Origin of the sequence: Thalassospira sp. GB04J01 (assembly GCF_000751115.1) — a bacterium.
Classification (GTDB): Bacteria; Pseudomonadota; Alphaproteobacteria; order Rhodospirillales; family Thalassospiraceae; genus Thalassospira; species Thalassospira lucentensis.
This window is the reverse complement of the sequence record NZ_CCDX020000008.1, coordinates 136,761-159,003: the sequence shown is the minus strand read 5'-3', so window position 1 is coordinate 159,003 and position 22,243 is coordinate 136,761. Positions and strand designations below refer to the sequence as shown.

Below are 22,243 nucleotides of genomic sequence, written 5' to 3'. Positions count from 1 at the left end.
TTGTGGTGTGGTGGCTAACTCAACCATTGTCACTATCTATCAGAGTAGGTGCTTCTGAGAATTGTTCTGGATCAACGCCGCACTGTGGAAGTGTTTTGAAAAGATAAAAGATATTTCAACGAAAACACCCCGCCGGAAAACCGGCGGGGTGCAAGACGATCAGGCTATTGATTTCAAATTGAAATCAGGCAGCTTTCATCATGTTACGCAGAACGAACTGCAGAATGCCGCCGTTCTGGTAGTAGAGAACTTCGTTCTCTGTATCGATACGGCAGGTGGCGATGCACTCTTCGGTGCTGCCATCTTTGCGCGTGATGCGAACCGTGACGTCCTGAAGCGGGGTAATGCCATCGGCAATGCCCAGTACGTCGAAGGTTTCCGAACCATCCAGTTTATAGGTCTCACGACCTTCACCGTTTTTGAACTGCAGCGGCAGAACGCCCATGCAGACCAGGTTGGTGCGGTGGATACGCTCGAAGCTTTCCGCGATCACAGCTTTGACGCCAAGAAGGTTGGTGCCTTTTGCGGCCCAGTCACGTGACGAACCGGTACCGTATTCTTTACCGGCAACGACGACCAGCGGGGTGCCTTCGGCCTGATAACGCATTGCAACGTCATAGACCCAGCCTTGATCCCCGGATGGATAGTGAACCGAAACACCACCTTCGGTGCCCGGTGCCATCTCGTTACGGATACGAATGTTGGCAAAGGTACCGCGCATCATGACTTCGTGGTTGCCACGACGTGCGCCGTAAGAGTTGAAGTCGCGAACGGCAACGCCATTGTCCTTGAGGTATTCACCTGCAGGGCTTTCTTCCTTGATCGAGCCGGCCGGAGAAATGTGGTCGGTGGTGACAGAGTCACCGAGGATTAGGAGCGGACGTGCGCCGTGTACTTCGGCAAAGTCACCCGGTTCTTTCGCCATGTTGACGAAGTAAGGCGGGTTCTGGACGTAGGTGGAATTGTTGTCCCAGAGGAAGGTTTCGCCTTCGGTAACTTCAATTGCCTGCCAAGGCTTCGGACCGGCAAAGATGTTGTCATAACGATCTTTGTACATCGAAGCCGAGATCGAGGTTGCAATGGTGTCTGCGATCTCTTTGTTGGTTGGCCAGATGTCTTTCATAAAGACGTCTTTGCCATTTTTGTCGGTGCCCAGCGGATCGTTGTTCAGATCGATCTTCAGGTTACCGGCAAGGGCATAGGCAACAACCAGCGGCGGTGAGGCAAGGTAGTTTGCCTTAACGTGCGGGCTGATGCGGCCTTCGAAGTTACGGTTACCAGACAGAACTGCCGTTACCAGCATGTCCTTGTCTTCAATCGCACCGGCAATCGGTGCGGACAGCGGACCGGAGTTACCAATACAGGTGGTGCAACCAAAACCAGCAACGTTAAAGCCTAGCTGATCAAGATAATCCTGAAGGCCTGCTTTTTCGAGGTAGTCGGCAACAACCAGCGACCCCGGTGCGAGCGAGGTTTTCACCCAAGGTTTGCTCGTCAGGCCAAGTTCGACAGCTTTTTTCGCCAGAAGACCTGCTGCAATCAAAACACTCGGGTTCGAGGTGTTGGTGCAGGACGTGATCGCAGCGATAACGACGTTACCGTCTTTCATGTCGAAGTTTTCATTCGAAACCGGAACGGAGCGGTCGGCATCAACACCCGGCGCCATGTCGGCAAAGGTGTCTTTGAAGCTCGTCACGGCATCTTTTAGCAGAACACGGTCCTGCGGACGCTTCGGACCTGAAAGGGCCGGCTCGACAGTTGAAATGTCAAGTTCAAGCGTTGCGGTGTATTCAGCTTCATGCGCCGGGTCGCCCCACATGCCCTGTTCTTTGGCATATGCTTCGACCAGTGCAATCTGGTCTTCGTCACGGCCGGTCGAACGCATGTAGTTCAGCGTTTCGTCATCGATCGGGAAGAAACCACAGGTCGCACCATATTCCGGAGCCATGTTACCAATGGTCGCACGGTCCGGCAGGCTCATGTTTGCCAGCGCATCGCCATAGAATTCGACGAATTTGCCAACAACGCCTTTTTCACGCAGCATCTGAACGACACGCAGAACAAGGTCAGTTGCGGTGATGCCTTCTTTCATGGAACCGGTCAGCTTAAAGCCGACAACTTCCGGGATCAGCATCGAGATCGGCTGACCGAGCATCGCGGCTTCGGCTTCAAGACCACCAACACCCCAACCCAGAACGGCAAGGCCGTTGACCATGGTGGTGTGTGAGTCTGTGCCAACCAGTGTATCAGGATAAGCAACGGTTTTTCCGTCTGCGTCTTCGCCGGTCCAGACGACCTTGGCAAGATGCTCAACGTTCACCTGGTGGCAGATGCCTGCTCCGGGTGGGACGATGCGGAAGTTGTTGAATGCATTCTGGCCCCAACGCAGGAAGCCATAACGTTCGCCGTTACGTTCGAACTCGACTTCCATGTTTTTGTCGAGTGCGTCGTCGGTACCAAAGAAATCGATCATGACCGAGTGGTCAATGACAAGGTCAACCGGTGAAAGCGGGTTCACCTTCTGGGCGTCACCGCCCATGTTGACAACGGCATCGCGCATCGCAGCAAGGTCAACAACAGCCGGAACACCCGTGAAGTCCTGCATCAGGACGCGGGCCGGACGGTAGTTGATTTCGTGGCTGCTTTTGCGGGCTTTCAGCCAGTCGACAACAGCTTTGACATCGTCGGTTTTAACAGTGAAATCGTCTTCGTAGCGCAGAAGGTTCTCAAGAACGACCTTCAGCGTGAACGGAAGTTTGGAAACGTCGCCGAATTTTTCGGAAGCAGCTTTCAGGCTGTAATAGTCGAAGGACTTATCCCCGACTTTAAGCGTGCGGCGCGTATTCAGGTTGTCTTTGCCACAAATGGACATCAGACCCTCCTCAAGGTGGTTAAAAGGGCTTGTCGTGACAAGACACCCCGACCGTCGGTGCGCCGAGCGGTGGGCTATCTGTATCTCGTGACGCGGGTCACGGCTACATATGTATGTGCAACGGCGTTACACCACAAATCCCCATGAAAGTCCAGACCCGGAAAAGGGGTATTCGGGAAAACGCCCTGATCGCAGCATATTGGCAAAGCACAACAAGCATTCAAAAACCTATAGTCGATATGTGAGGTGGTCATTCGCCTTTCAATGGTGGGATAAGGATGCTTCGAGTCTATCTGCTCACTTTACCCTCGGGCCTTGTCATCGCGACGCGATCTCAAGCCGGGTTTTTGACCAGACCGACGAGGCGGACGCACAGCTTAACGATGCGAATCGGGAAGGGGATTATCTTTCACGTAATCGACTTGCGGCAGCTTTTATCCCGACATGCGCCCTAAAATTGTGCGCTGCACGATGGGGAAGATTTTTTGCACTGCAGTGATTTTTCGGCCCATCGGGAGCGAGTAGCGTTGAGATAACGTTACGTAATCAAGGGTAGAAAGATCATCTATGCGACACGCAATTAAATTGTGCGGTGCGAATTTGTAGAAAAGGTTCAATCCCTTGTGGATCATTGCATTGACGCAATATGCTGAAATTGGTACTTAAATGCTTATTAAATGTGTCAGGCCCGGTTTCCGTAAGGTAAGGGTCACATAAAAATCCGACACATCATCAGGGAAACTGAAAAGCGGTTAGCAATATTTACCGACATGAACCGGAAATACGGTTCTGCGGAATTTGCGGCCCAAGTCAGGGAGGATAAGCGACGTTATGACGTCACAAGGTCCCATTTTGCAGATTAGCGACGTGTCGCTTGTGTTTGGCGGTGTGCGTGCGCTGAGTGATGTCAGCTTTTCCGTGCAGCCAGGCGAGCTTTTTTCAATTATCGGCCCAAATGGTGCAGGTAAGACGTCGATGCTTAACTGTGTGTCGGGGCGATATGCACCGACCACAGGGTCCGTATCCTTTAACGGGCAGGATGTCACCGGGCTTAAGCCAAATGATCGTGCCGAGCTCGGCATTGGTCGAACCTTCCAGAACCTTGCTCTTTTTGGGCACATGAATGTGCTTGATAATATCATGGTCGGGCGGCACCACCTTCTGAAGAACAACGTCATGAACGGTCCGCTGTACTGGTTGGGGGGCGCTCAGAAAGAAGAGCTCGAACATCGACGCTTCTGTGAAGACGTGATTGATTTTCTTGAGATCTCCCATATTCGCAAAGCCACAGCTGGCACCCTGTCATATGGGTTGCGCAAACGTGTTGAGCTTGCACGTGCAGTGGCGCTTCGCCCTGATTTGATTCTTTTGGATGAGCCGATGGCGGGCATGAACCTCGAAGAAAAAGAGGACATGGCACGCTTCATCATCGACCTCAACGAAGAATGGGGGATGACGGTGGTGATGATCGAACACGACATGGGGGTGGTGATGGATATCTCCAACCGTGTGATGGTTCTTGATTTCGGTCGCAAGATTGCCGAAGGCGAACCCGACGAAGTGATGGCCAACAAGCACGTCAAGAAAGCCTATCTCGGCGAAGAAGACGATGACACAGACGAAGACGAGCAGGTGGCCTGAGCATGAGCAGCAATATTCCCGATTATGCAGATGTCCAGGCGATGGACACGTTCCCCAAGGTGCTGGCCTATAACGCGCGCAATTGGGGCAACGACGTTGCCATGCGCGAAAAAGAATTCGGCATCTGGCAGGAATTCACCTGGAAAGACTACAACGACCGCGTCAAATGGATGACGCTTGGCATGCGCGCCCTTGGCGTTGGACAGGGCGACGTTGTTGGTATTATCGGTGAAAACCGGCCTGAATGGGTATGGGCAGAAATTTCGGCCCACGCGTTACGCGGCATGTCGGTCGGCCTTTATCAGGACAGCCTGCATGAAGAAGTTGCTTATCTGATTACCTATTCCGGCGCGCGCATCCTGATTGCCGAAGACGAAGAGCAATGTGACAAGCTGATAGAGCTTGGCGATGACATCCCAACAGTTGATCATATTGTCTATTGCGACCCGCGTGGCATGCGCAAATATGACGATCCGCGTCTTTTGGATGTTGAAAAGCTCTATGAAATGGGGCGCGCGCTCGAAGCGCAAGACCCCGGTCTATATGATAAGATGGTTGTCGATACGCGCGGCGATGAATGCGCGATCCTTTGCACCACATCTGGGACGACGTCCAAGCCGAAAATGGCGATGTTGAACTCCGGCGATTTCCTTGATCATTGTGCGGCGTATCTGCGGGCTGATCCGAAGTATCCGGGGGATGATTATGTTTCGGTTTTGCCACTGCCATGGATTATGGAGCAGGTCTATGTTGTTGGTCAGTCACTGATCAGCCGTCAGATCGTCAATTTCGTCGAAGAGCAGGAAACCATGATGGAGGACCTGCGTGAGATTGGTCCGAACTTTGTGCTGCTTGCGCCGCGTGTTTGGGAAACCATTGCCGCTGACGTGCGGGCGCGCATGATGGACTCAACCCCGTTCAAACAGAAAATGTACGATGTTGGCATGGCGCTGGCGCGCACCGCCTTGGACAACGGTGGGCATTCCAAACTGGCTGACATCATCCTGATGAGTGCGCTGAAAGACCGGTTGGGCTTTACCAATTTGCGGTCAGCAGCCACCGGTGGAGCGGCGATTGGGCCGGAAACCTTCAAGTTCTTCCACGCGATGGGCGTTCCGCTACGCCAGCTTTATGGTCAGACCGAGCTGTGCGGCGCCTATACCATTCATCAGCCCGGTGACATTGATTTTGATACGGTTGGTGTTGCCTTTGATAATTCCGAGATCAAGGTCATCAACTCGGATGAAAACGGGGTTGGTGAAATCGTTGCCCGGACATCGGGCATGTTCACCAGCTACTATAAAAATCAGGCGGCCTATGACGAGGATGTCCATGATGGCTGGATGCATACCGGGGATGCCGGATACTTCAAGGAAGCCAACAAGCACCTTGTGGTGATCGACCGGATGAAGGATCTGGCGGAAACCTCGACTGGGGTGCGCTATTCGCCGCAGTTTATTGAAAACAAACTGAAATTCTCGCCATTTATTGCCGAGGCGGTGATCCTGGGCAAGGACCTGCCGTTCCTGTCGACGATGATCTGTATCCGCTATTCGATCATGGCCAAATGGGCCGAGCAGCGCGGTATTGCCTTCACCAACTACACCAACCTTTCGGCCCAGCCCCAAGTCTACGACATGATTGTCGATGAAGTGCGTCAGGTGAACGAAACCTTGCCCGAAGCACAGCGCATCAAACGGTTCCTGCTGCTTTACAAGGAACTTGATGCCGATGACGGCGAACTGACCCGGACCCGCAAGGTGCGCCGCAGTGTGGTTGCCGAGAAATATGCCGATATCATTGATGCGGTTTATGCCGGAAATGACAAGGTTGATATCGACACCATGATCACTTTCCAGGATGGGTCGAAAACCCGCATCCAGACAAGTGTCAGGGTCGTTGATCTCGAAGAAGCCAAGGCCGCACAGACGGCCCCGAAAGCAGCCGAATAAGGCCGCAAATAAACTGTGGTCCCACCGCTTTGCCGGGGCCGCCATTACAGGGATGGCAACATGAATTTCGAACTTCTGTTCCAGCTGCTGCTGAATGGGTTGATCGTCGGAACATTGTATGGCGTCGTCGCCATGTGTTTTGTGCTGATTTATAAATCGACCCAGATCGTCAATTTTGCTCAGGGCGAGTTCCTTTTGATCGGGGCGTGGGTCTGTTACGCATTCCTTGTTGAAATGCACATGCCGTTCTGGATGGGGTTCCTGTTTACGCTGCTGTTCATGATGGTGTTTGGCATCGTTTTGCAAATGGTCGTCCTGCGCCCGATGATTGGCGAACCGATCATTTCCGTGATCATGGTGACCATCGGGCTTTCAATCTTTTTCCAGGCGGCGACCAAGTGGATTTTCGGGGCGACCACCGCCACCTATCCGCAAGTGTTTGAAACCCGTTCTTTGAACGTGCTCGGGATGCAGATCGAGACGGCCTATATCATGAGCTTTGTGATCTCATTGTTCATCATGGCCGGGTTCTATTGGTTCTTTAAATATTCCAAGCTTGGCCTTGCGATGCGCGCCACAGCCTTTGATCAGCAGGTCGCCCAAAGTCTGGGGATTTCCGTCAAAACCGTATTTGCCATGTCATGGGCGATTTCGGCCCTTGTATCGGGGGTCGCGGGGATCGTGATCGGGATGGTCAATGGTGTGTCGTCGGCATTGTCGGTCATTGGGATCAAGGTGTTCCCGGCGGTTATTCTGGGCGGGCTTGATTCGATTGTCGGCGCGATTGTTGGCGGGGTAATTATTGGCTTGCTTGAAAATACGGCCGAGTTTGTCGATGGCCAGTACCTGCATTGGGGCAACCTGTTCTCGATCGCACCGTTCTATGTGCTGATCATAATTTTGTGCATCAAGCCGTATGGCCTGTTTGGCACCAAAGATATCGAACGTATCTAAGGGACGAGGAAAGAAACGATGGCTGGATTTTCGATGCGTCCCTGCGGTGATTTCCGAACGACATATCGTCAGGATACCCGCATTTTCGATACGACGGTTGTGCGCAATGCCGCCATTCTTGGCATCATTGCCGTGGCATTGATCCCGTTTGTTCTGGATGGCTATTACGTCAACCTGTTCATTCAGATTTCCTATTTTGCGATTGCCGCATTGGGGCTGAATATTCTGGTTGGCTTTACCGGTCAGATTTCACTGGGGCATGCGGCCTTCTTTGGATTTGGTGCGTTTGCATCGGCCTGGATCAACAACACCACCGGCATTCCGGTGTTGCTGTCGATCCCCTTGGCTGGTTTGATGACTGCGGCAGTGGGGCTCTTATTTGGTCTTCCTGCCGCGCGGATTAAGGGGCTGTATCTGGCAATTGCCACCCTTGCCGCCCAATTCATCCTCGAAGATTTCTTTGCCCGTGCGGAATGGTTTACCGGTGGGTCCTATGGGGCCGCGGCCAATCCGGTGAATGTGTTTGGCTATGAAATCTATGATGATTTTAGCTTCTTCTATGTCTGTCTGTTCTTCCTGGTGGTGATGTATTTGCTGGGCACCAACCTGATGCGCACCCGTGATGGTCGTGCGTTTGTTGCGGTGCGTGATCACTATCTGTCGGCTGAGATCATGGGCATCAATCTGACGAAATACCGTCTGATGAGTTTTGCGATTTCATCGTTTTATGCCGGGGTCGGTGGGGCAATGTATGGCCATTATCTTGGCTTTGTCTCGGCTGAGGGTTTCACCATCCTGCTGTCGATCCAGTTCCTTGGCATGATCATTATTGGTGGTCTTGGCTCGGTCAAGGGGACGCTTATGGGCACTGTCTTTATGGTGCTGTTGCCCGAGGTGATGGAAAGCGGTGTTAGCGCACTCAGTGTTTTCGACTGGGCAAGTTCGACGGATGTGACCGACGGGCTGGCCTATATCAAGGAGATGGCGATCGGTCTGGCCATTATCCTTTTCCTGATCTTTGAGCCGGATGGGCTTGCCCATCGCTGGCAACAGATCAGGGCGTACTGGAAGCTTTATCCCTTCTCGTACTGATAAATACCGCCGAAGCCCGTTTCGCTAAAAACCAAAAAAGAAACGGGATCAAAATCGGTGAAGACCGGGAGGCTACTTTGTTTAGTAAAACGTCCAAGGGAGACGTCGTGATGAAACGATTGATTGCTGCAACCGCGATGGTTGCGACCAGCTTGTCGATGACGGCAGCCAAGGCAGATGACGACATGGTATTTGTCGGTCATCTGATGGATATCACCGGTGCAACCGGCTTCATCGGCAAGTTCTATGCTGATGGTGTGCGTGACGCGCTGTCCTATATCAATACCCATGGCGGGATTGATGGCACGGTTCTGGATTCAGAATCCGTTGATTATGCGTATAAAGTTCCGCAGGCAATTGCGAACTACAAAAAATGGCGTTCGCGCAATGATATGGTCGCGATGCAGGGCTGGGGCACAGGCGATACCGAGGCCCTGATCAGTTTTGTTGCCAAGGACAAGGTGCCGGTCTATTCCGCATCCTATTCCGGGCACCTGACCGACCCGACCGCAAAAAACCCGAAAACAGCCAAGCCGGCCCCTTATAACTTCTTCTACGGTGCATCCTATTCCGATGCCTGCCGTGCAATGGCTCAGTGGGCCGCCGAAGACTGGAAATCATCTGGCAACAGCGGCAAGCCGATCTTCTCGCACATCGGGGACAACCATCCGTATCCGAATGCACCAAAAGAAGCTTGCGCTGAATATGCAACCGAACTTGGTTTTGAAGTCACCGCACCAGTCGTCGTTTCGATGAAGCCGGGTGATTTCAAGGCACAGTGCCTGACGCTTAAGGAAGCTGGCACCAACTATGGCTATCTCGGTAACCTCGGCCCATCGGTTGTGTCGCTGGTGAAATCCTGTGACACGGTTGGTGCGACCCCGAAATGGCTCGCCAATATCTGGGCAGGCGATTACGAAACGCTCAAAACCATTGGGGATGTTGATAACTACATCTTCCCGGCGATGACCAGCTTCTGGAGCGATGAAGGTGTTCCGGGGATGGATTTGGTGCGCGAAATTTCAAAAATGTCCGATAGCTCGGGCGAGGAATTCCGCACCCACCATTACATCCGTGGCATTTGCTCTGCTTATTACATGAAAGAAGCCATGGAATGGGCAAAGGCAAATGGCGGCATCACCGGTGAAAACATCAAGGCAGGCATGTATGCCCGCGAGATGTGGGTGCCAAAAGGTCTTGAAGGCGTTTGCATGGAAGCAACCTGGACCGCCGAAGACCATCGTGGCATCAACACCGTTAATATCTATAAAGGTTCGGCAAAAGGTGGCGAAGCGTCTGTTGAGAAGCTGACCACTGTGACCTTGCCGCGCCGTGACGATTGGCTTGGTTACTAAGGCCTACGTCTGAGTTGGTCTGAAGACGAATGTCTCCCGTGGTGATCGGGGACGGGCTTTATGCTCCGTCCCCGATACATGGGAACGAAACACGGATGTGATCGAAGGGGACACCATGGCAGAGCCCGCCCGTAAAATCGAAAATGCCGAACCGATGCTGTCGGTCAACAATATCGAAGTTGTTTATGACGAGGTGATCCTTGTCCTGCGTGGGGTATCTCTCGAGGTTCCGCAAGGCAAAATTGTTACCCTTCTTGGTCCGAACGGGGCGGGGAAATCGACGACGCTTAAGGCGATCTCGGGCTTGCTTAAAACCGAAGACGGCGAAGTGACCCGTGGCGATATCAATTTCATGGGAAAACAGATCGCGAATGGCAATCCCGAAGATATCGTGCGGTCCGGCCTGTTTCAGGTAATGGAAGGCCGTCGCATTATCGAAGATATGACCTGTATCGAAAACCTGCGACTTGGCGCTTATACCCGCAAGGATAAGGGGGTCAAAGATGACATCGAGATGGTTTTTGACTACTTCCCGCGCTTGAGAGAACGCACCGGTCTTGCCGGATATCTTTCGGGTGGGGAACAACAAATGCTCGCAATTGGTCGCTCCTTGATGGCGCGCCCGAAAATGATCCTGCTTGACGAACCATCGATGGGGTTGTCGCCGCTTCTGGTCAAGGAAGTGTTCGGGATCATTGAAAAGATCAATCGCGATCAAGGCATTACCATGTTGATTGTCGAGCAGAACGCCAACTTTGCGCTGAAAGTCGCCGATTACGGCTACATCATGGAAAGTGGCAAGGTGGTGCTTGATGGCACGCGTGACGAACTTCTCAATAATGAAGACGTTAAGGAGTTCTATCTTGGCGGTGGGTCGGAAGACCGCAAAAGCTTTAAGAACATCAAGTCATATAAACGGCGCAAACGTTGGCTATAACAACCATATCATGATGGTTGACGAAATTGGATGAAAGACGGGCAAAATGCTAAAGACCTTTTACGACGGAAGAGAAACGCGCAAACCTGCTGATCGCGAAGTCGGGTTGATGGCAGCATTGCCGCGAATCATTCACCATGCAAAATCGCAGTCTGTGGGGTTTGGCCGGGTTCTTGTTGATGTTGATCCAAAAGCCATCACCAGCCGCGAGGCTCTGGCGTCATTACCGGTCACGCGCAAATCCGATTTGATCGATGCTCATGCGAAAGAACCGCCTTTTGCCGGATTGAATGCGACGCCGGTTCCAGCGCTTGCGCGTATTTTCCAAAGCCCGGGGCCGATTTATGATCCGCAGGGAAAAGGTGATGATTGGTGGCGGATGGGACGTGCGTTTTTTGCTGCCGGGTTCCGCCCCGGCGACATCGTCCATAATTGCCTGTCCTATCATTTGACGCCGGGTGGCTTCATCTTTGACAGTGGTGCACGCGCATGTGGTTGTGTTGTGATCCCGGCCGGGGTTGGACAAAGCGAAGCTCAGGTCAAGGCCATCAGCGATTTGAAACCGACGGGCTATTGCGGCACACCGTCGTTTTTGAAAATACTGATCGAAAAGGCTGAGGAGCTCGGGGCGGACATTTCGTCGATCAAGCGCGCACTGGTGTCGGGCGAAGCCTTGCCCGAAACGTTACGCGACTGGTTTGCCGATCGCGGAATCGCGATGTTGCAATGTTACGCCAGTGCAGACCTTGGTTTGATTGCGTACGAAAGTGACGCCAAGAACGGCATGATCGTTGCCGAAGACATCATTCTTGAAATCGTTCGTCCGGGCACTGGCGATCCGGTGGCCGAGGGTGAAGTTGGTGAAGTTGTCGTGACGTCGCTGAACATGGATTATCCGTTGATCCGCTTTGCGACCGGTGATCTGTCGGCGATTGCATCGGGACAAAGCCCATGTGGCCGCACCAATGACCGGATCAAGGGATGGATGGGCCGTGCCGATCAAACGACCAAGGTCAAAGGCATGTTTGTGCACCCACAGCAAATTGCCGAAATCATCAAACGCCATGACGCAATTACCAAGGCGCGCCTTGTTGTGACGCGTGAAAGCGATAATGACGTCATGACCCTGTTGTGTGAAGGCGTGGATACCGGGCACATCGATGCCATTGGTGAAACTCTTGCCAGCGTGTGCAAGCTTCGCGGGATTGTTGAAGGCGCTGCTACCGGCAGCCTTCCCAATGACGGTAAGGTGATTGATGATAAACGGGCGCTTTAATAAGTAAGTTAACTAACTCATTAAAATATTATTTTATTCCCGCTCGGGAACCTTGATGCCGCCCGGTTTCGACCAGCGGCATCTTTTTTTGATTCAGAGGGTCAAGGCGGCCTTGACGATCAAACCGGCAGTCAGCGCAATCAGGACGGCCAAAATGAGGATGTTTTTGAAGGACCATAGGGATGAAGTTCCGTGGTCGTGATGCTGATGACCCGAATGATGGTCGTGCTCATGATCATTATGGTCTGATGTCTCAGACGCCGCGTGTTGGTCGCGATACCTTAACCACAGCAACAAACCACCCAAGGCGAATGCCGCAATGTTGAGGAAAAAGGTGTAGTTGATGCCAAAGGCGCTAACCTCTGCGATGTCGCGACTGCCTTCAGGAATGATGCCAATTACAGCATAGGCATAATGCAGGGTCAGGGCGGTTACGACAATACTGGCATACATGATCGCAGCGATATAAAGCGCTGCTTTCCAGCCATAGTAGCGTGCGTTCACCTTCACCAGCGGTGGTACCATCAGGTCAGAGTATATAAAGCCCATAATACCGGCAAAACTGACACCCCCGGCACTCAGTACAGTTGCAAGCGGGATGTTGCCCATGGATCCGATAAAGGTAGCTGCGGCGACAAATGGTGCAATCAGAGCATTTTCCAGAACGACCAGAAACGGCATATTTGCCTGATCACCCGAAGCAGCGTCGGCCATAAACAATGTTTGCCAAACCTGATTTGGGACGAATACGGCAATAAAGCCCGCAATCGTGAAACCGATCAGGATTTCGCGCCAAACCATCTGCCATTCCATGGCAAACCGGGTGCCAACCTGTTGCCAGCCCTTGAGTGACTTAATGCGTTTTTTCCAGTCAAAATCTTCTTCGTCTTGATTGCTTGCATCGTCGGCATGCTTTTTGGCCGCATTGATTAATTTCTCAGGATACGTCAAGCGGATCAAAAGGGCGGAGATGGCAATCATCAGAATGCCACCGACAAGTTCGGCGGCAAGGTATTCCCACCCCAAAAATAGGAAAATCAGAACGCCAAGCTCAATCACCAGATTGGTTGATGCAAACATGAATGCGACGGTGGCAATGAAATGAGCACCTTTCTGAAAAAGCGACCGTGCTGCCGAAAGGGCTGCGAATGAGCACGAACTTGAAACCGCACCAAACAGGCCCGCAAGAGACACACTTCGAAGATTGGCATCTCCCATCTGGTTGGTCAGACGTTTCTTGGGGACGAAAACCTGAATGGCGGCACTAATGGCGTAACCAAGGACAAAGGCCCATAATGCGTTCCAGAAGAAGCCAATGGCGGTGATGACACCGTTTGCATATTGATCCAGGAGGGGCATAGGGCGCTCCGGTTCTATTGCAAGGTTGCATTTCCTAGTATTTCTGAACGGTTGAAACCCCAAACAGTTCCAAGATAGTCATTCTTGGCCTTCTGTGTATTATGGCCCGAACGCGTACAAATCGGTCGGAGAAGGCATGGCACGCACGGGAAAAAGCTTTGCCGTTTCAATGATTACGGTGTGCCAGTTGATGGCGCTTGCTCTTTGGTTTTCGGCAACGGCGGTTCTACCACAGTTGCGCGCAGAGTTTGATCTTGGTGCTGTCCAGTCGTCCCTTTTTACCAGTTCGGTTGTGCTCGGCTTTGTTTTGGGCACGGTTACCAGTGCGGTTTTTGGTCTGGCCGACCGGATTGAACCGCGTCGGTTCTGGGCTGCATCGGCAATCATTGCCGCAACGGCCAATATCCTGATCCTGACGGTTCCGGTTGACGGGGTTTTGGTCATTGTCCTGCGTCTGGTTACCGGTGTCTGCATGGCCGGAATTTACCCGATTGGCATGAAAATGGTCGCGACATGGGCGCGCGGGGATACCGGGTTTCTGGTCGGTCTTCTGGTTGGGGCGCTGACCATGGGGTCGGCATTGCCGCATCTGTTTTCCGTGGCCGTCCCGCTTGATTGGCGGCTGGTGATTGTTGCGGCCAGTATGTCGGCCTATGTCGCGGGGATTGCGGTTCTGTTTGTTCAACTGGGTGGGACACCGGGAAAATCACTGCGCTTTGATCCGCGTATGGTCGGCCAAATTTGGGCCAACAAACCGCTGCGGCATGCCTGTTACGGCTATTTTGGCCACATGTGGGAACTTTATGCCATGTGGGGCTGGATCGGTTTGTTTCTGTATGGAAGTTTTTCGGATCGTTTGATTGAAAATCCCGGGGTGTGGTCGGCTTTGTCGACATTTGCCATTGTCGGGGTTGGTGCGTTCGGATCCCTTGCCGGAGGGTATTTCGCCGACCGCATCGGACGCACCACTGTTACCATTGCTGCAATGGTGGTCAGTGGGGCATGTGCGCTTGTTGTCGGGACTTTCGGTGGTGCGCCTTTTGCGATCCTGCTTGCCGTTTGCATCATCTGGGGTATTTCAGTGGTTGCGGATTCTGCCCAGTTCTCATCCTGTGTGATCGAACTGGCTGATCCCCATCAGGTTGGCACGGCTCTGACCTTACAAAATGCGATTGGTTTTCTCATTGCCCTTGTGTCGATCCATCTTGTGCCGGTTGTTGCGGATCATTTTGGATGGTGGGGGGCGTTTGCCATGCTGTCGATCGGGCCGGTTTTGGGCACGATTGCAATGGTGCGTTTGCGCCTGATGCCCGAGGCAATTCGTCTTGCAGGTGGTAAACGGTAAGTATTTCAACGTCAGGGTTGTACTTTTTGGTGATCGGTATCACTTGACAGGCCGAAAGTAAAAAACGGTAAGGGTTGGGTTTTCTTGACCATTTTCTGTACAAATATTACCTTCTGCGGGATTTTCTTGCTGTCTCGCGTTGGGGGCGATACGGCGACTTCCAAAAATAAGGGTCTTTCATGAGTCTCACCCTCATTGTTTTGCTTCCCTTCATTGGGGCGGTACTGCCCGCCATAATGATCAGGGCCGGGCGCAACGCATGCGCGACTGCGACTGGTTCTGTCACGCTGCTTGCCCTGATTTTACTGATGGCAAAGGCACCTGCCGTGATTTCTGGCGAGGTGTTTCAGGTCAGTTATAGCTGGCTTCCGGAACTGGGTCTTAATGTGACCTTCTTCCTTGATGGGCTGGGCTTGCTGTTTGCGACCCTGATCCTTGGGATCGGGTTGCTGATCATTATCTATGCGCGGTTCTATCTATCCAAGGACGATCCGATGGGGCGCTTCTATGCGTTCCTGTTGTTGTTCCAGGGGGCTATGGTCGGGATTGTCCTGTCGGACAATATCCTGCTTTTGCTGGTGTTCTGGGAGCTGACGTCGCTGTCGTCGTTCTTGCTGATCGGGTACTGGAAACATCTGCCCGAAGGGCGTCAGGGCGCGCGTATGGCCCTGGCCGTTACCGGGGCAGGCGGGCTTGCAATGATTGCCGGGATGTTGATTCTGGGTGATATTGTCGGGTCCTATGATTTGACCGTGATCCTTCAGAACGCAGATTTAATTCAAGCGTCCCCGATGTATGTTCCGGCACTGGTTTTGATCCTGCTGGGGTGCTTTACCAAATCGGCTCAATTCCCGTTCCATTTCTGGCTGCCCCATGCGATGGCCGCGCCAACGCCAGTTTCGGCCTATTTGCATTCGGCAACCATGGTGAAGGCCGGTATCTTCCTGATGGCCCGCATGTGGCCGGTTTTGTCGGGGACACCGGAATGGTTCTATATCGTTGCAACCGCTGGTCTTGTAACCATGGTGCTCGGCGCATGGATTGCGATTTTCAAACATGACCTAAAGGGACTTCTGGCCTATTCGACGGTCAGCCACCTTGGTCTTATTACCATGCTGCTTGGGTTTGGAACGCCGATTGCTGCCGTGGCTGGTGTGTTTCACATCATCAACCATGCAACGTTTAAGGCCGCCCTGTTCATGACCGCCGGTATTATCGATCATGAAACCGGAACCCGCGATATTCGTCGTCTGGGTGGGTTGCTCAACCTGATGCCGATTGCCGGGACCATTGGCATTATCTCGGCGGCATCGATGGCCGGGATAATTCCGCTTAACGGGTTCCTGTCCAAGGAAATGATGCTCGAAGAAGCATGGCATACCATGTGGCTGGATCAGGGCTGGGTTGTGCCACTTCTGGCCACCGTTGGGGCAATCTTCTCGGTGGCGTACTCCTTCCGCTTTATCTTCCACGTCTGGCTGGGCAAGCCACGCGATGAGAACTTGCCGCATCATCCACATGATCCACCCTTTGGCATGTGGGGCCCGCCTGCATTGCTGACGGTTCTGGTGGTTCTGATCGGCCTGTTCCCGGCGGTGATTGCCGGGCCGCTGGTTGCTGCGACGTCCAGTGCGGTTATCGGTGGGGAACTGCCGGAATATCATCTGGCACTTTGGCATGGGCTGACGCCAGCCCTTGGCATGAGCGTCATCGCGATTGTTGTTGGTGCGCTGTTGCTGATGCGCCACGGGACGTTGATTTCGGCGACCGCAAACCTGTCGCGGCCTGATGCCAAGGCGATGTTTGATTGTGCGATTGCCAAGCTTGTTGCTTTAAGCCGGGTTATCTCGGACAATCTACACAATGGATCGTTGCAGCGTTACCTGTCGGTGATGATTGTTGCGTCCGTTGCGATCGGGGTTTCTGGATTTTATGCCGAGCCGGATCATACTGCGGGCACGCGGGAATTGCTTGATGTTTCACCTGCGGCGGCGATTGGCTGGGTATTGCTGGTTGTAACCTGTATCGCCGCGGTCGTGATGCATCATAATCGACTTCTAAGTTTGCTCTTGGTCGGTGTGATTGGTCTGATTGTCTCGCTTGGCTTTATCTATCTGTCGGCACCTGATCTTGCTTTGACGCAAATCTCGGTCGAGGTGGTGACTGTCATCCTGATGTTGCTGGCCCTTAATATCCTGCCAAAGGAAACGCCAAAGGAAAGCCTTCCGGGGCGCAAATTGCGTGACGGGGTGGTTTCGATTGCGGCTGGCCTTGGCATCGGCGGGGCAATATGGGCGATCATGACGCGTGATCTGCCAAACTCGATCTCGGCCTATCATCTGGCCAACTCAAAGATCGAAGGTGGCGGCACGAACGTTGTGAACGTCATCCTCGTCGACTTCCGTGGGTTTGATACCTTTGGTGAAATCATTGTGCTGGGCATTGCGGCCCTTTCGATCTTTGCCTTGATCGAAACCGTGACCCAGGGCGAAGCGGCTAAACGTCTGGCAAGCTGGGTCGTCAGCAATCGCCGGTCGGCGGATCGCCATCCGATGATGATGGTGGTCGCGACGCGTGTGATGTTGCCCTTGTCGCTGATGGTCGGTGTTTACATCTTCCTGCGCGGTCATAATGAGCCAGGCGGAGGCTTCATTGCCGGGTTGGTCGTTTCGGTCGCTTTGGTCATGCAGTATATGGCTTCAGGCTTTGGCTGGACCCAGAACCGCATGAAAGTCAATTACCACGGCATGATTGGTTTGGGGGTTATTGCAGCAGCGATTACCGGGGCTTCGGCCTGGGTGGCGGGCTTGCCGTTCCTGACCAGTGGGTTTGTCCACGTTCATCTGCCGATTGTTGGTGAATTTGAACTGGCATCCGCCATGGGCTTTGACCTTGGTGTGTTCCTGACGGTGGTTGGGGCGGTAATGCTGGCTCTTGCCAAACTGTCACAGGTCGAACGCATGGCAGAACATGTCGATGTCAATCTTGATCCGATGGATCACGATCCATCTGTTCGGATAGCAACGCCAGAGAAGGAGGCCTGATATGGAATTTCTTGTAGCAAGCAGTATTGGGCTTCTGACAACGTGCGGAACATACCTTTTGCTGCGTGGGCGGACGTTCCCGGTGGTAATTGGTTTGGCGCTTCTGTCCTATGCGGTGAACGTATTTCTGTTCGCCATGGGACGGCTTACCATCAATATGCCGCCGATCCTGCGTGAAGGTGTGACGGAATACACCGATCCATTGCCACAGGCACTTGTGCTAACGGCGATTGTGATTTCGTTTGGGATGACGGCATTGATCGTTGTGCTGTCGATCCGGACCTTTCTTGAAATCGGGAATGATCATGTTGACGGTCAACCGCTTGGCGAGCCATCCGAAGCAGGAGATAAAAACTGATGGGTGACTGGATTGTTATTCCCATAGTGCTGCCCGCTGTGATGGCCGCCCTGATTGTTTTGGCGGTTCGTCATGATATTTTGTTGCAGCGCGTATTTTCGATAACGGCAACCATGGCCCTTGTCGCAGTGACCTTGTCGCTGCTGATTTTCGCCAATGGCAATGGGCCGGAAATGTATGCCCTGTCCGACTGGCCAGCACCCTTCGGGATTGTGCTGGTTCTGGACCGGTTGTCGGCGATGATGATTTTTCTGACATCGCTTCTGGGGCTTGGCGTTGTCCTGTTTGCCTCAAGTGAATGGGATCAGCGCGGCAAGCATTTCCATGCTCTTTTCCAGTTCCAGCTGATGGGGGTGAATGGTGCGTTCCTGACGGGGGACTTGTTTAACCTCTTTGTCTTCTTTGAGGTTCTGCTGATCGCGTCTTATGGGCTTATGCTTCATGGTGCTGGGGCCGACCGTCTTAAGGCGGGCATGCAATATGTTGTCGTCAATCTGACCGGATCAGCCTTGTTCCTGGTTGGGGTTGGCATGATATATTCAGTGACCGGGACGCTGAATATGGCAGACTTGGCCATTCAGGTTGCAAACATAGCACCGGGAGATGCCGCGTTGCTGCGCGCCGGGGCGTTGGTTTTATTGCTTGTTTTCTGTGTGAAGGCGGCAATGGTGCCGATCCATTTCTGGCTTCCGGGAACCTACGCTAATGCGCCTGCACCGGTCGCGGCCCTGTTTGCGATCATGACCAAGGTCGGGGCCTATTCGGTGCTGCGTGTCTATTCGCTGGCCTTTGGCGACACTGCTGGTGATATGGCATGGCTGGCACAACCCTATATCCTGCCCGCTGCCCTGATTACCATTGCCGTTGGCATGATCGGTGTTCTGGCTGCAAAACGCCTCAACAACCTGATTGCCTTTGCGGTGATTGGCTCGATGGGGACGCTTTTGACAGCGATTGGGCTGTTCACCCCTGAAAGCATTTCAGCAGGCCTTTACTATTTGCTGCATTCGACGTTTTCGGCCGCCGCCTTGTTCCTGATTGCCGATCTGGTGGTATCTCGCCGGGGGCAGTTTGGCGACAGCCTGAACACCGCCCCGGTTTTCCATCAGTCTGGGTTCCTTGCCGTTCTGTTCTTTATCGGGGCGATTGGCATGGCCGGTATGCCGCCGCTGAGCGGATTTATCGGTAAATTGCAGATTCTTGACGCTTCGCGCGACAGTGATGCCATGGTCTGGATTTGGTCGGTTATTCTGGTGACGTCTTTGATGTGCATTATCGGGTTTGGCCGTGCAGGCAGTGTGCTGTTCTGGAAAAGTTCATCGCTCGAAGGCGAGATCGTTGTCGAAGGTGCGAAATGGCCGGTTCTGCCGATCATTGCCGCATGCGGTATGCTTGGTGGCTTGGTTGCCTTAACAGTGTTTGCCGGTCCGATTAGTAGTTACCTCAACGGGACTGCTGATCAGATATTTGATACGTCGCAATATATTCGAGCAGTGCTGGGCGATGGTGCCCTTGCGCAGTTTGGCCAGTAAGTGGTGTTGAAAGGATCATGATGATGAAACGTTATCTTCCCCACCCGCTGCTGTCGCTGGCTTTGCTGGTCGTCTGGGTGCTTCTGGCGAACGAAGTTTCGGCAGGTGCCGTTGTTTTCGGTGCAATCCTTGCGGTGATTATCCCCTTGATCACCGCAAGTTTCTGGCCTGCCCGACCCAAGATTCGCAATGCGTATGCGATCTGTGAATATGGTCTTGTGGTTCTTTGGGATATTCTGGTGGCCAATGTGGTTGTCGCCGGGCTGATCCTGTTTCGCAAAACCGAAAGCCTTGAAACAAAATGTGTTGTCGTGCCGTTAGAACTGACATCGCCCGAGGCAATCACCACACTGGCCGGCACCATCACCATGACGCCGGGTACGGTCACAATTGATCTGAGTGCCGATGCCAAAAGCCTTCTGGTGCATTGTCTTCACGCCCCGGATGCACAGGGTGTGATTGATGATATCAAGGACCGCTACGAACGCCGCCTGAAGGAGATTTTCGAATGATCGAATATGCACTGAATTTCGGCTTCGTCTGTGTGTCATTGGCATTGCTGATGAATTTATGGCGTCTGACCATGGGGCCGACAACGGCAGACCGCATTTTGGCGGTCGATACCATGGCGATTAACGCCATTGCCCTTCTGGTGATGTATGGTATCGCCAAGGGAACCGCGATGTATTTCGAAGGCGCGCTTTTGTTCGCCATGTTCGGGTTTGTTTCAACCGTGGCCTACTGCAAGTTCATCTTGCGTGGCGACATCATCGAATAAGGGAGCGTTGTGATGCCATTTATCGTCGAACTCATTATCTCGCTTCTGATTGTGATTGGTGGATTGTTCCTGCTGGTCGGGTCATTTGGGATGCTCAAGCTGCGTGATTTGTTGCCGCGCCTGCATGCGCCGACCAAGGCCAGTACCGTTGGCGTCGGGGGTGTTTTGATTGCCTCTATGCTGTATTTCTGGGTTGAACGCGGGCATTTCACCATTCATGAATTGCTGATCACGCTGTTCATATTCCTGACCGCACCGATTACAGCCAACCTGATCGCCAAGGCTTACATGCTGTTGAATGTTGATCCACATTCGGATTTGCCACCCAGTAAGCAGAATGAAGGTTGGGCGACTTTTGATCCGGTCGGGCCCGAAGGCTACGATCCCAGCGAGGAATATCAGGAAAAGGAAAACTGATTTTTCCGGCTTCTGACTTTCTGGCGTAACTTTAAGAACGGCACCGTCATTCGGTGCCGTTTTTGTTAGGATACCCCCATGACAGCATTGCGTGGAAGATTCGCCATGATTTTTGAAACCAACCGCCTGATATTGCGTCCCCGAACCATGGATGATTTTGACGACTGTATTGTCATGGACAAGGCGCCCGGTGTTGTCGATTTCATTCCCGGGCCTTGGGATGAGGACGGCGAACACAGAGCGTTTGTCCGAACCCGGATCAATGCGCACTATAGTGACGGGTTGGGATACTGGTCGGTCTTTGCCAAATCTGCACCAAACACCTTTATGGGCTGGGTACTTTTAATCCCCGAGGATGGCGTTGGGCCGGATGTTGAAATCGGTTGGCGGCTGCATCCCGATTATTGGGGAAACGGCTTTGCGTCTGAGGCGGCCCTTGCACTGGTGCCATACGCGTTTGAAACGCTAAACTTGCCGCGTATTGTGGCCGGGATTGATCAACGTAATCATGGGTCCATTGGTGTTGCCCGTAAAATCGGGATGACGTGCCGATCAAAACCGGATGGATATGATGTGTATGTGATCGAAAACCCACAACGGTCTGATGCGTGATCAGTTGTCTGACAGAGCCGTGACTGCTAGACAAAAGGCAAGAGGGAGCCTTTATCATCATGCCTGATTTTTCCATTGAAGATCAGTATTGCGGACGCATTGCCGGGATTGACGAAGTTGGTCGAGGGCCACTGGCCGGACCGGTTGTTGCCGCCGCGGTTATCCTGCCACGTGATGATCTGTTACCCGCTGTTCTTTTGAACGAACTTAATGATTCCAAAAAGCTGTCAGTCAAAAAGCGTGATCAGCTTCATGACATCATCATGAGCTGTGCCGAGGTTGGCGTTGGTGCCGCATCCGTGCGCGAGATCGATCAGATCAATATCCTGCAGGCAACTTATGTTGCGATGCGCCGTGCCGTTGCCCATTTATCAACCCTTCCCGATCAGGCACTGGTTGATGGCAATCGTGACCCGGGGTTGCCTTGTGCGGTTGAAACCGTGGTTAAGGGCGACAGTAAATCGCTTTCGATTGCGGCGGCATCGATTGTTGCCAAGGTGGTGCGTGATCGTGCCATGGCGCGCCTTGCTGTGCGCTATCCGTTTTTTGGCTGGGAAGGCAATGCGGGTTATGGTGTGAAAAAGCACATGGCAGGTCTTGGTGATGTGGGGCCAACCCCGCACCATCGCCGCAGCTTTAAACCGATTGCTAATTTGTTCGATGCAATGATGGACGGTCGTTAAGAGTGTGGCCGTCACTGATGGCTATCCGGATCGTTC

18 protein-coding genes are annotated in these 22,243 nt (G+C 53.0%); 16 read left to right on the top strand and 2 right to left on the bottom strand.

From position 1 onward, the window contains the following. Positions 1–184: 184 nt before the first annotated feature. Complete coding sequence (acnA, locus tag AMM48_RS05905) at positions 185–2,872, bottom strand: aconitate hydratase AcnA (protein WP_102783310.1); 2,688 nt, start codon at positions 2,870–2,872, stop codon at positions 185–187. Between the two features lie 831 nt (positions 2,873–3,703). On the opposite strand from acnA, the gene AMM48_RS05900 reads away from it, so the two are divergent. The 7 genes from AMM48_RS05900 (at position 3,704) to AMM48_RS05870 (ending at position 12,079) form a co-directional block, all read left to right on the top strand. Next, positions 3,704–4,513, top strand: a complete 810-nt coding sequence (locus AMM48_RS05900) for an ABC transporter ATP-binding protein (RefSeq protein ID WP_102783309.1) — start codon at positions 3,704–3,706, stop codon at positions 4,511–4,513. A 2-nt stretch (positions 4,514–4,515) separates the two neighbouring features. Next, positions 4,516–6,465: a long-chain fatty acid--CoA ligase gene (locus AMM48_RS05895; protein WP_102783308.1), complete on the top strand. Its 1,950-nt coding sequence runs from the start codon at positions 4,516–4,518 to the stop codon at positions 6,463–6,465. A 60-nt stretch (positions 6,466–6,525) separates the two neighbouring features. Continuing rightward, positions 6,526–7,419, top strand: a complete 894-nt coding sequence (locus AMM48_RS05890; RefSeq protein ID WP_022731041.1) for a branched-chain amino acid ABC transporter permease — start codon at positions 6,526–6,528, stop codon at positions 7,417–7,419. 18 nt (positions 7,420–7,437) lie between these two features. Next, positions 7,438–8,511, top strand: a complete 1,074-nt coding sequence (locus tag AMM48_RS05885) for a branched-chain amino acid ABC transporter permease (protein ID WP_102783307.1) — start codon at positions 7,438–7,440, stop codon at positions 8,509–8,511. A 110-nt stretch (positions 8,512–8,621) separates the two neighbouring features. Beyond that, positions 8,622–9,866, top strand: a complete 1,245-nt coding sequence (locus AMM48_RS05880; RefSeq protein ID WP_102783306.1) for an ABC transporter substrate-binding protein — start codon at positions 8,622–8,624, stop codon at positions 9,864–9,866. Positions 9,867–10,020: 154 nt separating this feature from the next. Then, complete coding sequence (locus tag AMM48_RS05875; protein ID WP_033368604.1) at positions 10,021–10,803, top strand: ABC transporter ATP-binding protein; 783 nt, start codon at positions 10,021–10,023, stop codon at positions 10,801–10,803. Between the two features lie 46 nt (positions 10,804–10,849). Next, the gene (locus AMM48_RS05870) at positions 10,850–12,079 is read left to right on the top strand and encodes an AMP-binding protein (protein WP_102783305.1); all 1,230 of its coding nucleotides are present in this window, start codon (positions 10,850–10,852) and stop codon (positions 12,077–12,079) included. 93 nt (positions 12,080–12,172) lie between these two features. Here AMM48_RS05870 and AMM48_RS05865 read toward each other — a convergent pair whose 3' ends face one another. After that, the gene (locus tag AMM48_RS05865; RefSeq protein WP_102783304.1) at positions 12,173–13,438 is read right to left on the bottom strand and encodes a permease; all 1,266 of its coding nucleotides are present in this window, start codon (positions 13,436–13,438) and stop codon (positions 12,173–12,175) included. A gap of 136 nt (positions 13,439–13,574) precedes the next feature. On the opposite strand from AMM48_RS05865, the gene AMM48_RS05860 reads away from it, so the two are divergent. The 9 genes from AMM48_RS05860 (at position 13,575) to AMM48_RS05820 (ending at position 22,207) form a co-directional block, all read left to right on the top strand. Then, the gene (locus AMM48_RS05860) at positions 13,575–14,783 is read left to right on the top strand and encodes an MFS transporter (protein ID WP_102783303.1); all 1,209 of its coding nucleotides are present in this window, start codon (positions 13,575–13,577) and stop codon (positions 14,781–14,783) included. Positions 14,784–14,962: 179 nt separating this feature from the next. Further along, a complete protein-coding gene (locus AMM48_RS05855) occupies positions 14,963–17,827 on the top strand; it encodes a monovalent cation/H+ antiporter subunit A (RefSeq protein ID WP_102783302.1) in 2,865 nt (954 codons plus the stop codon). A gap of 1 nt (position 17,828) precedes the next feature. Continuing rightward, positions 17,829–18,185 carry a Na+/H+ antiporter subunit C gene (locus tag AMM48_RS05850; RefSeq protein WP_102783301.1) on the top strand — a complete coding sequence of 119 codons (357 nt, stop codon included), beginning with the start codon at positions 17,829–17,831 and terminating at the stop codon, positions 18,183–18,185. After that, complete coding sequence (locus AMM48_RS05845; RefSeq protein WP_102783300.1) at positions 18,185–19,717, top strand: monovalent cation/H+ antiporter subunit D; 1,533 nt, start codon at positions 18,185–18,187, stop codon at positions 19,715–19,717. Before AMM48_RS05850 ends, AMM48_RS05845 begins: the two co-directional genes overlap by 1 nt. A gap of 23 nt (positions 19,718–19,740) precedes the next feature. After that, entirely contained in the window at positions 19,741–20,229 is a 489-nt protein-coding gene (locus AMM48_RS05840; RefSeq protein ID WP_244271127.1) for a Na+/H+ antiporter subunit E, read from the top strand. Beyond that, positions 20,226–20,495, top strand: a complete 270-nt coding sequence (locus AMM48_RS05835) for a K+/H+ antiporter subunit F (protein WP_022731052.1) — start codon at positions 20,226–20,228, stop codon at positions 20,493–20,495. The genes AMM48_RS05840 and AMM48_RS05835 overlap by 4 nt, the downstream gene beginning before the upstream one ends. A gap of 12 nt (positions 20,496–20,507) precedes the next feature. Next, positions 20,508–20,912 carry a Na+/H+ antiporter subunit G gene (locus tag AMM48_RS05830; RefSeq protein WP_022731053.1) on the top strand — a complete coding sequence of 135 codons (405 nt, stop codon included), beginning with the start codon at positions 20,508–20,510 and terminating at the stop codon, positions 20,910–20,912. A 78-nt stretch (positions 20,913–20,990) separates the two neighbouring features. After that, a complete protein-coding gene (locus AMM48_RS05825) occupies positions 20,991–21,524 on the top strand; it encodes a GNAT family N-acetyltransferase (RefSeq protein ID WP_102783299.1) in 534 nt (177 codons plus the stop codon). A 59-nt stretch (positions 21,525–21,583) separates the two neighbouring features. After that, positions 21,584–22,207 carry a ribonuclease HII gene (locus tag AMM48_RS05820; RefSeq protein WP_102783298.1) on the top strand — a complete coding sequence of 208 codons (624 nt, stop codon included), beginning with the start codon at positions 21,584–21,586 and terminating at the stop codon, positions 22,205–22,207. Positions 22,208–22,243: the final 36 nt, after the last annotated feature.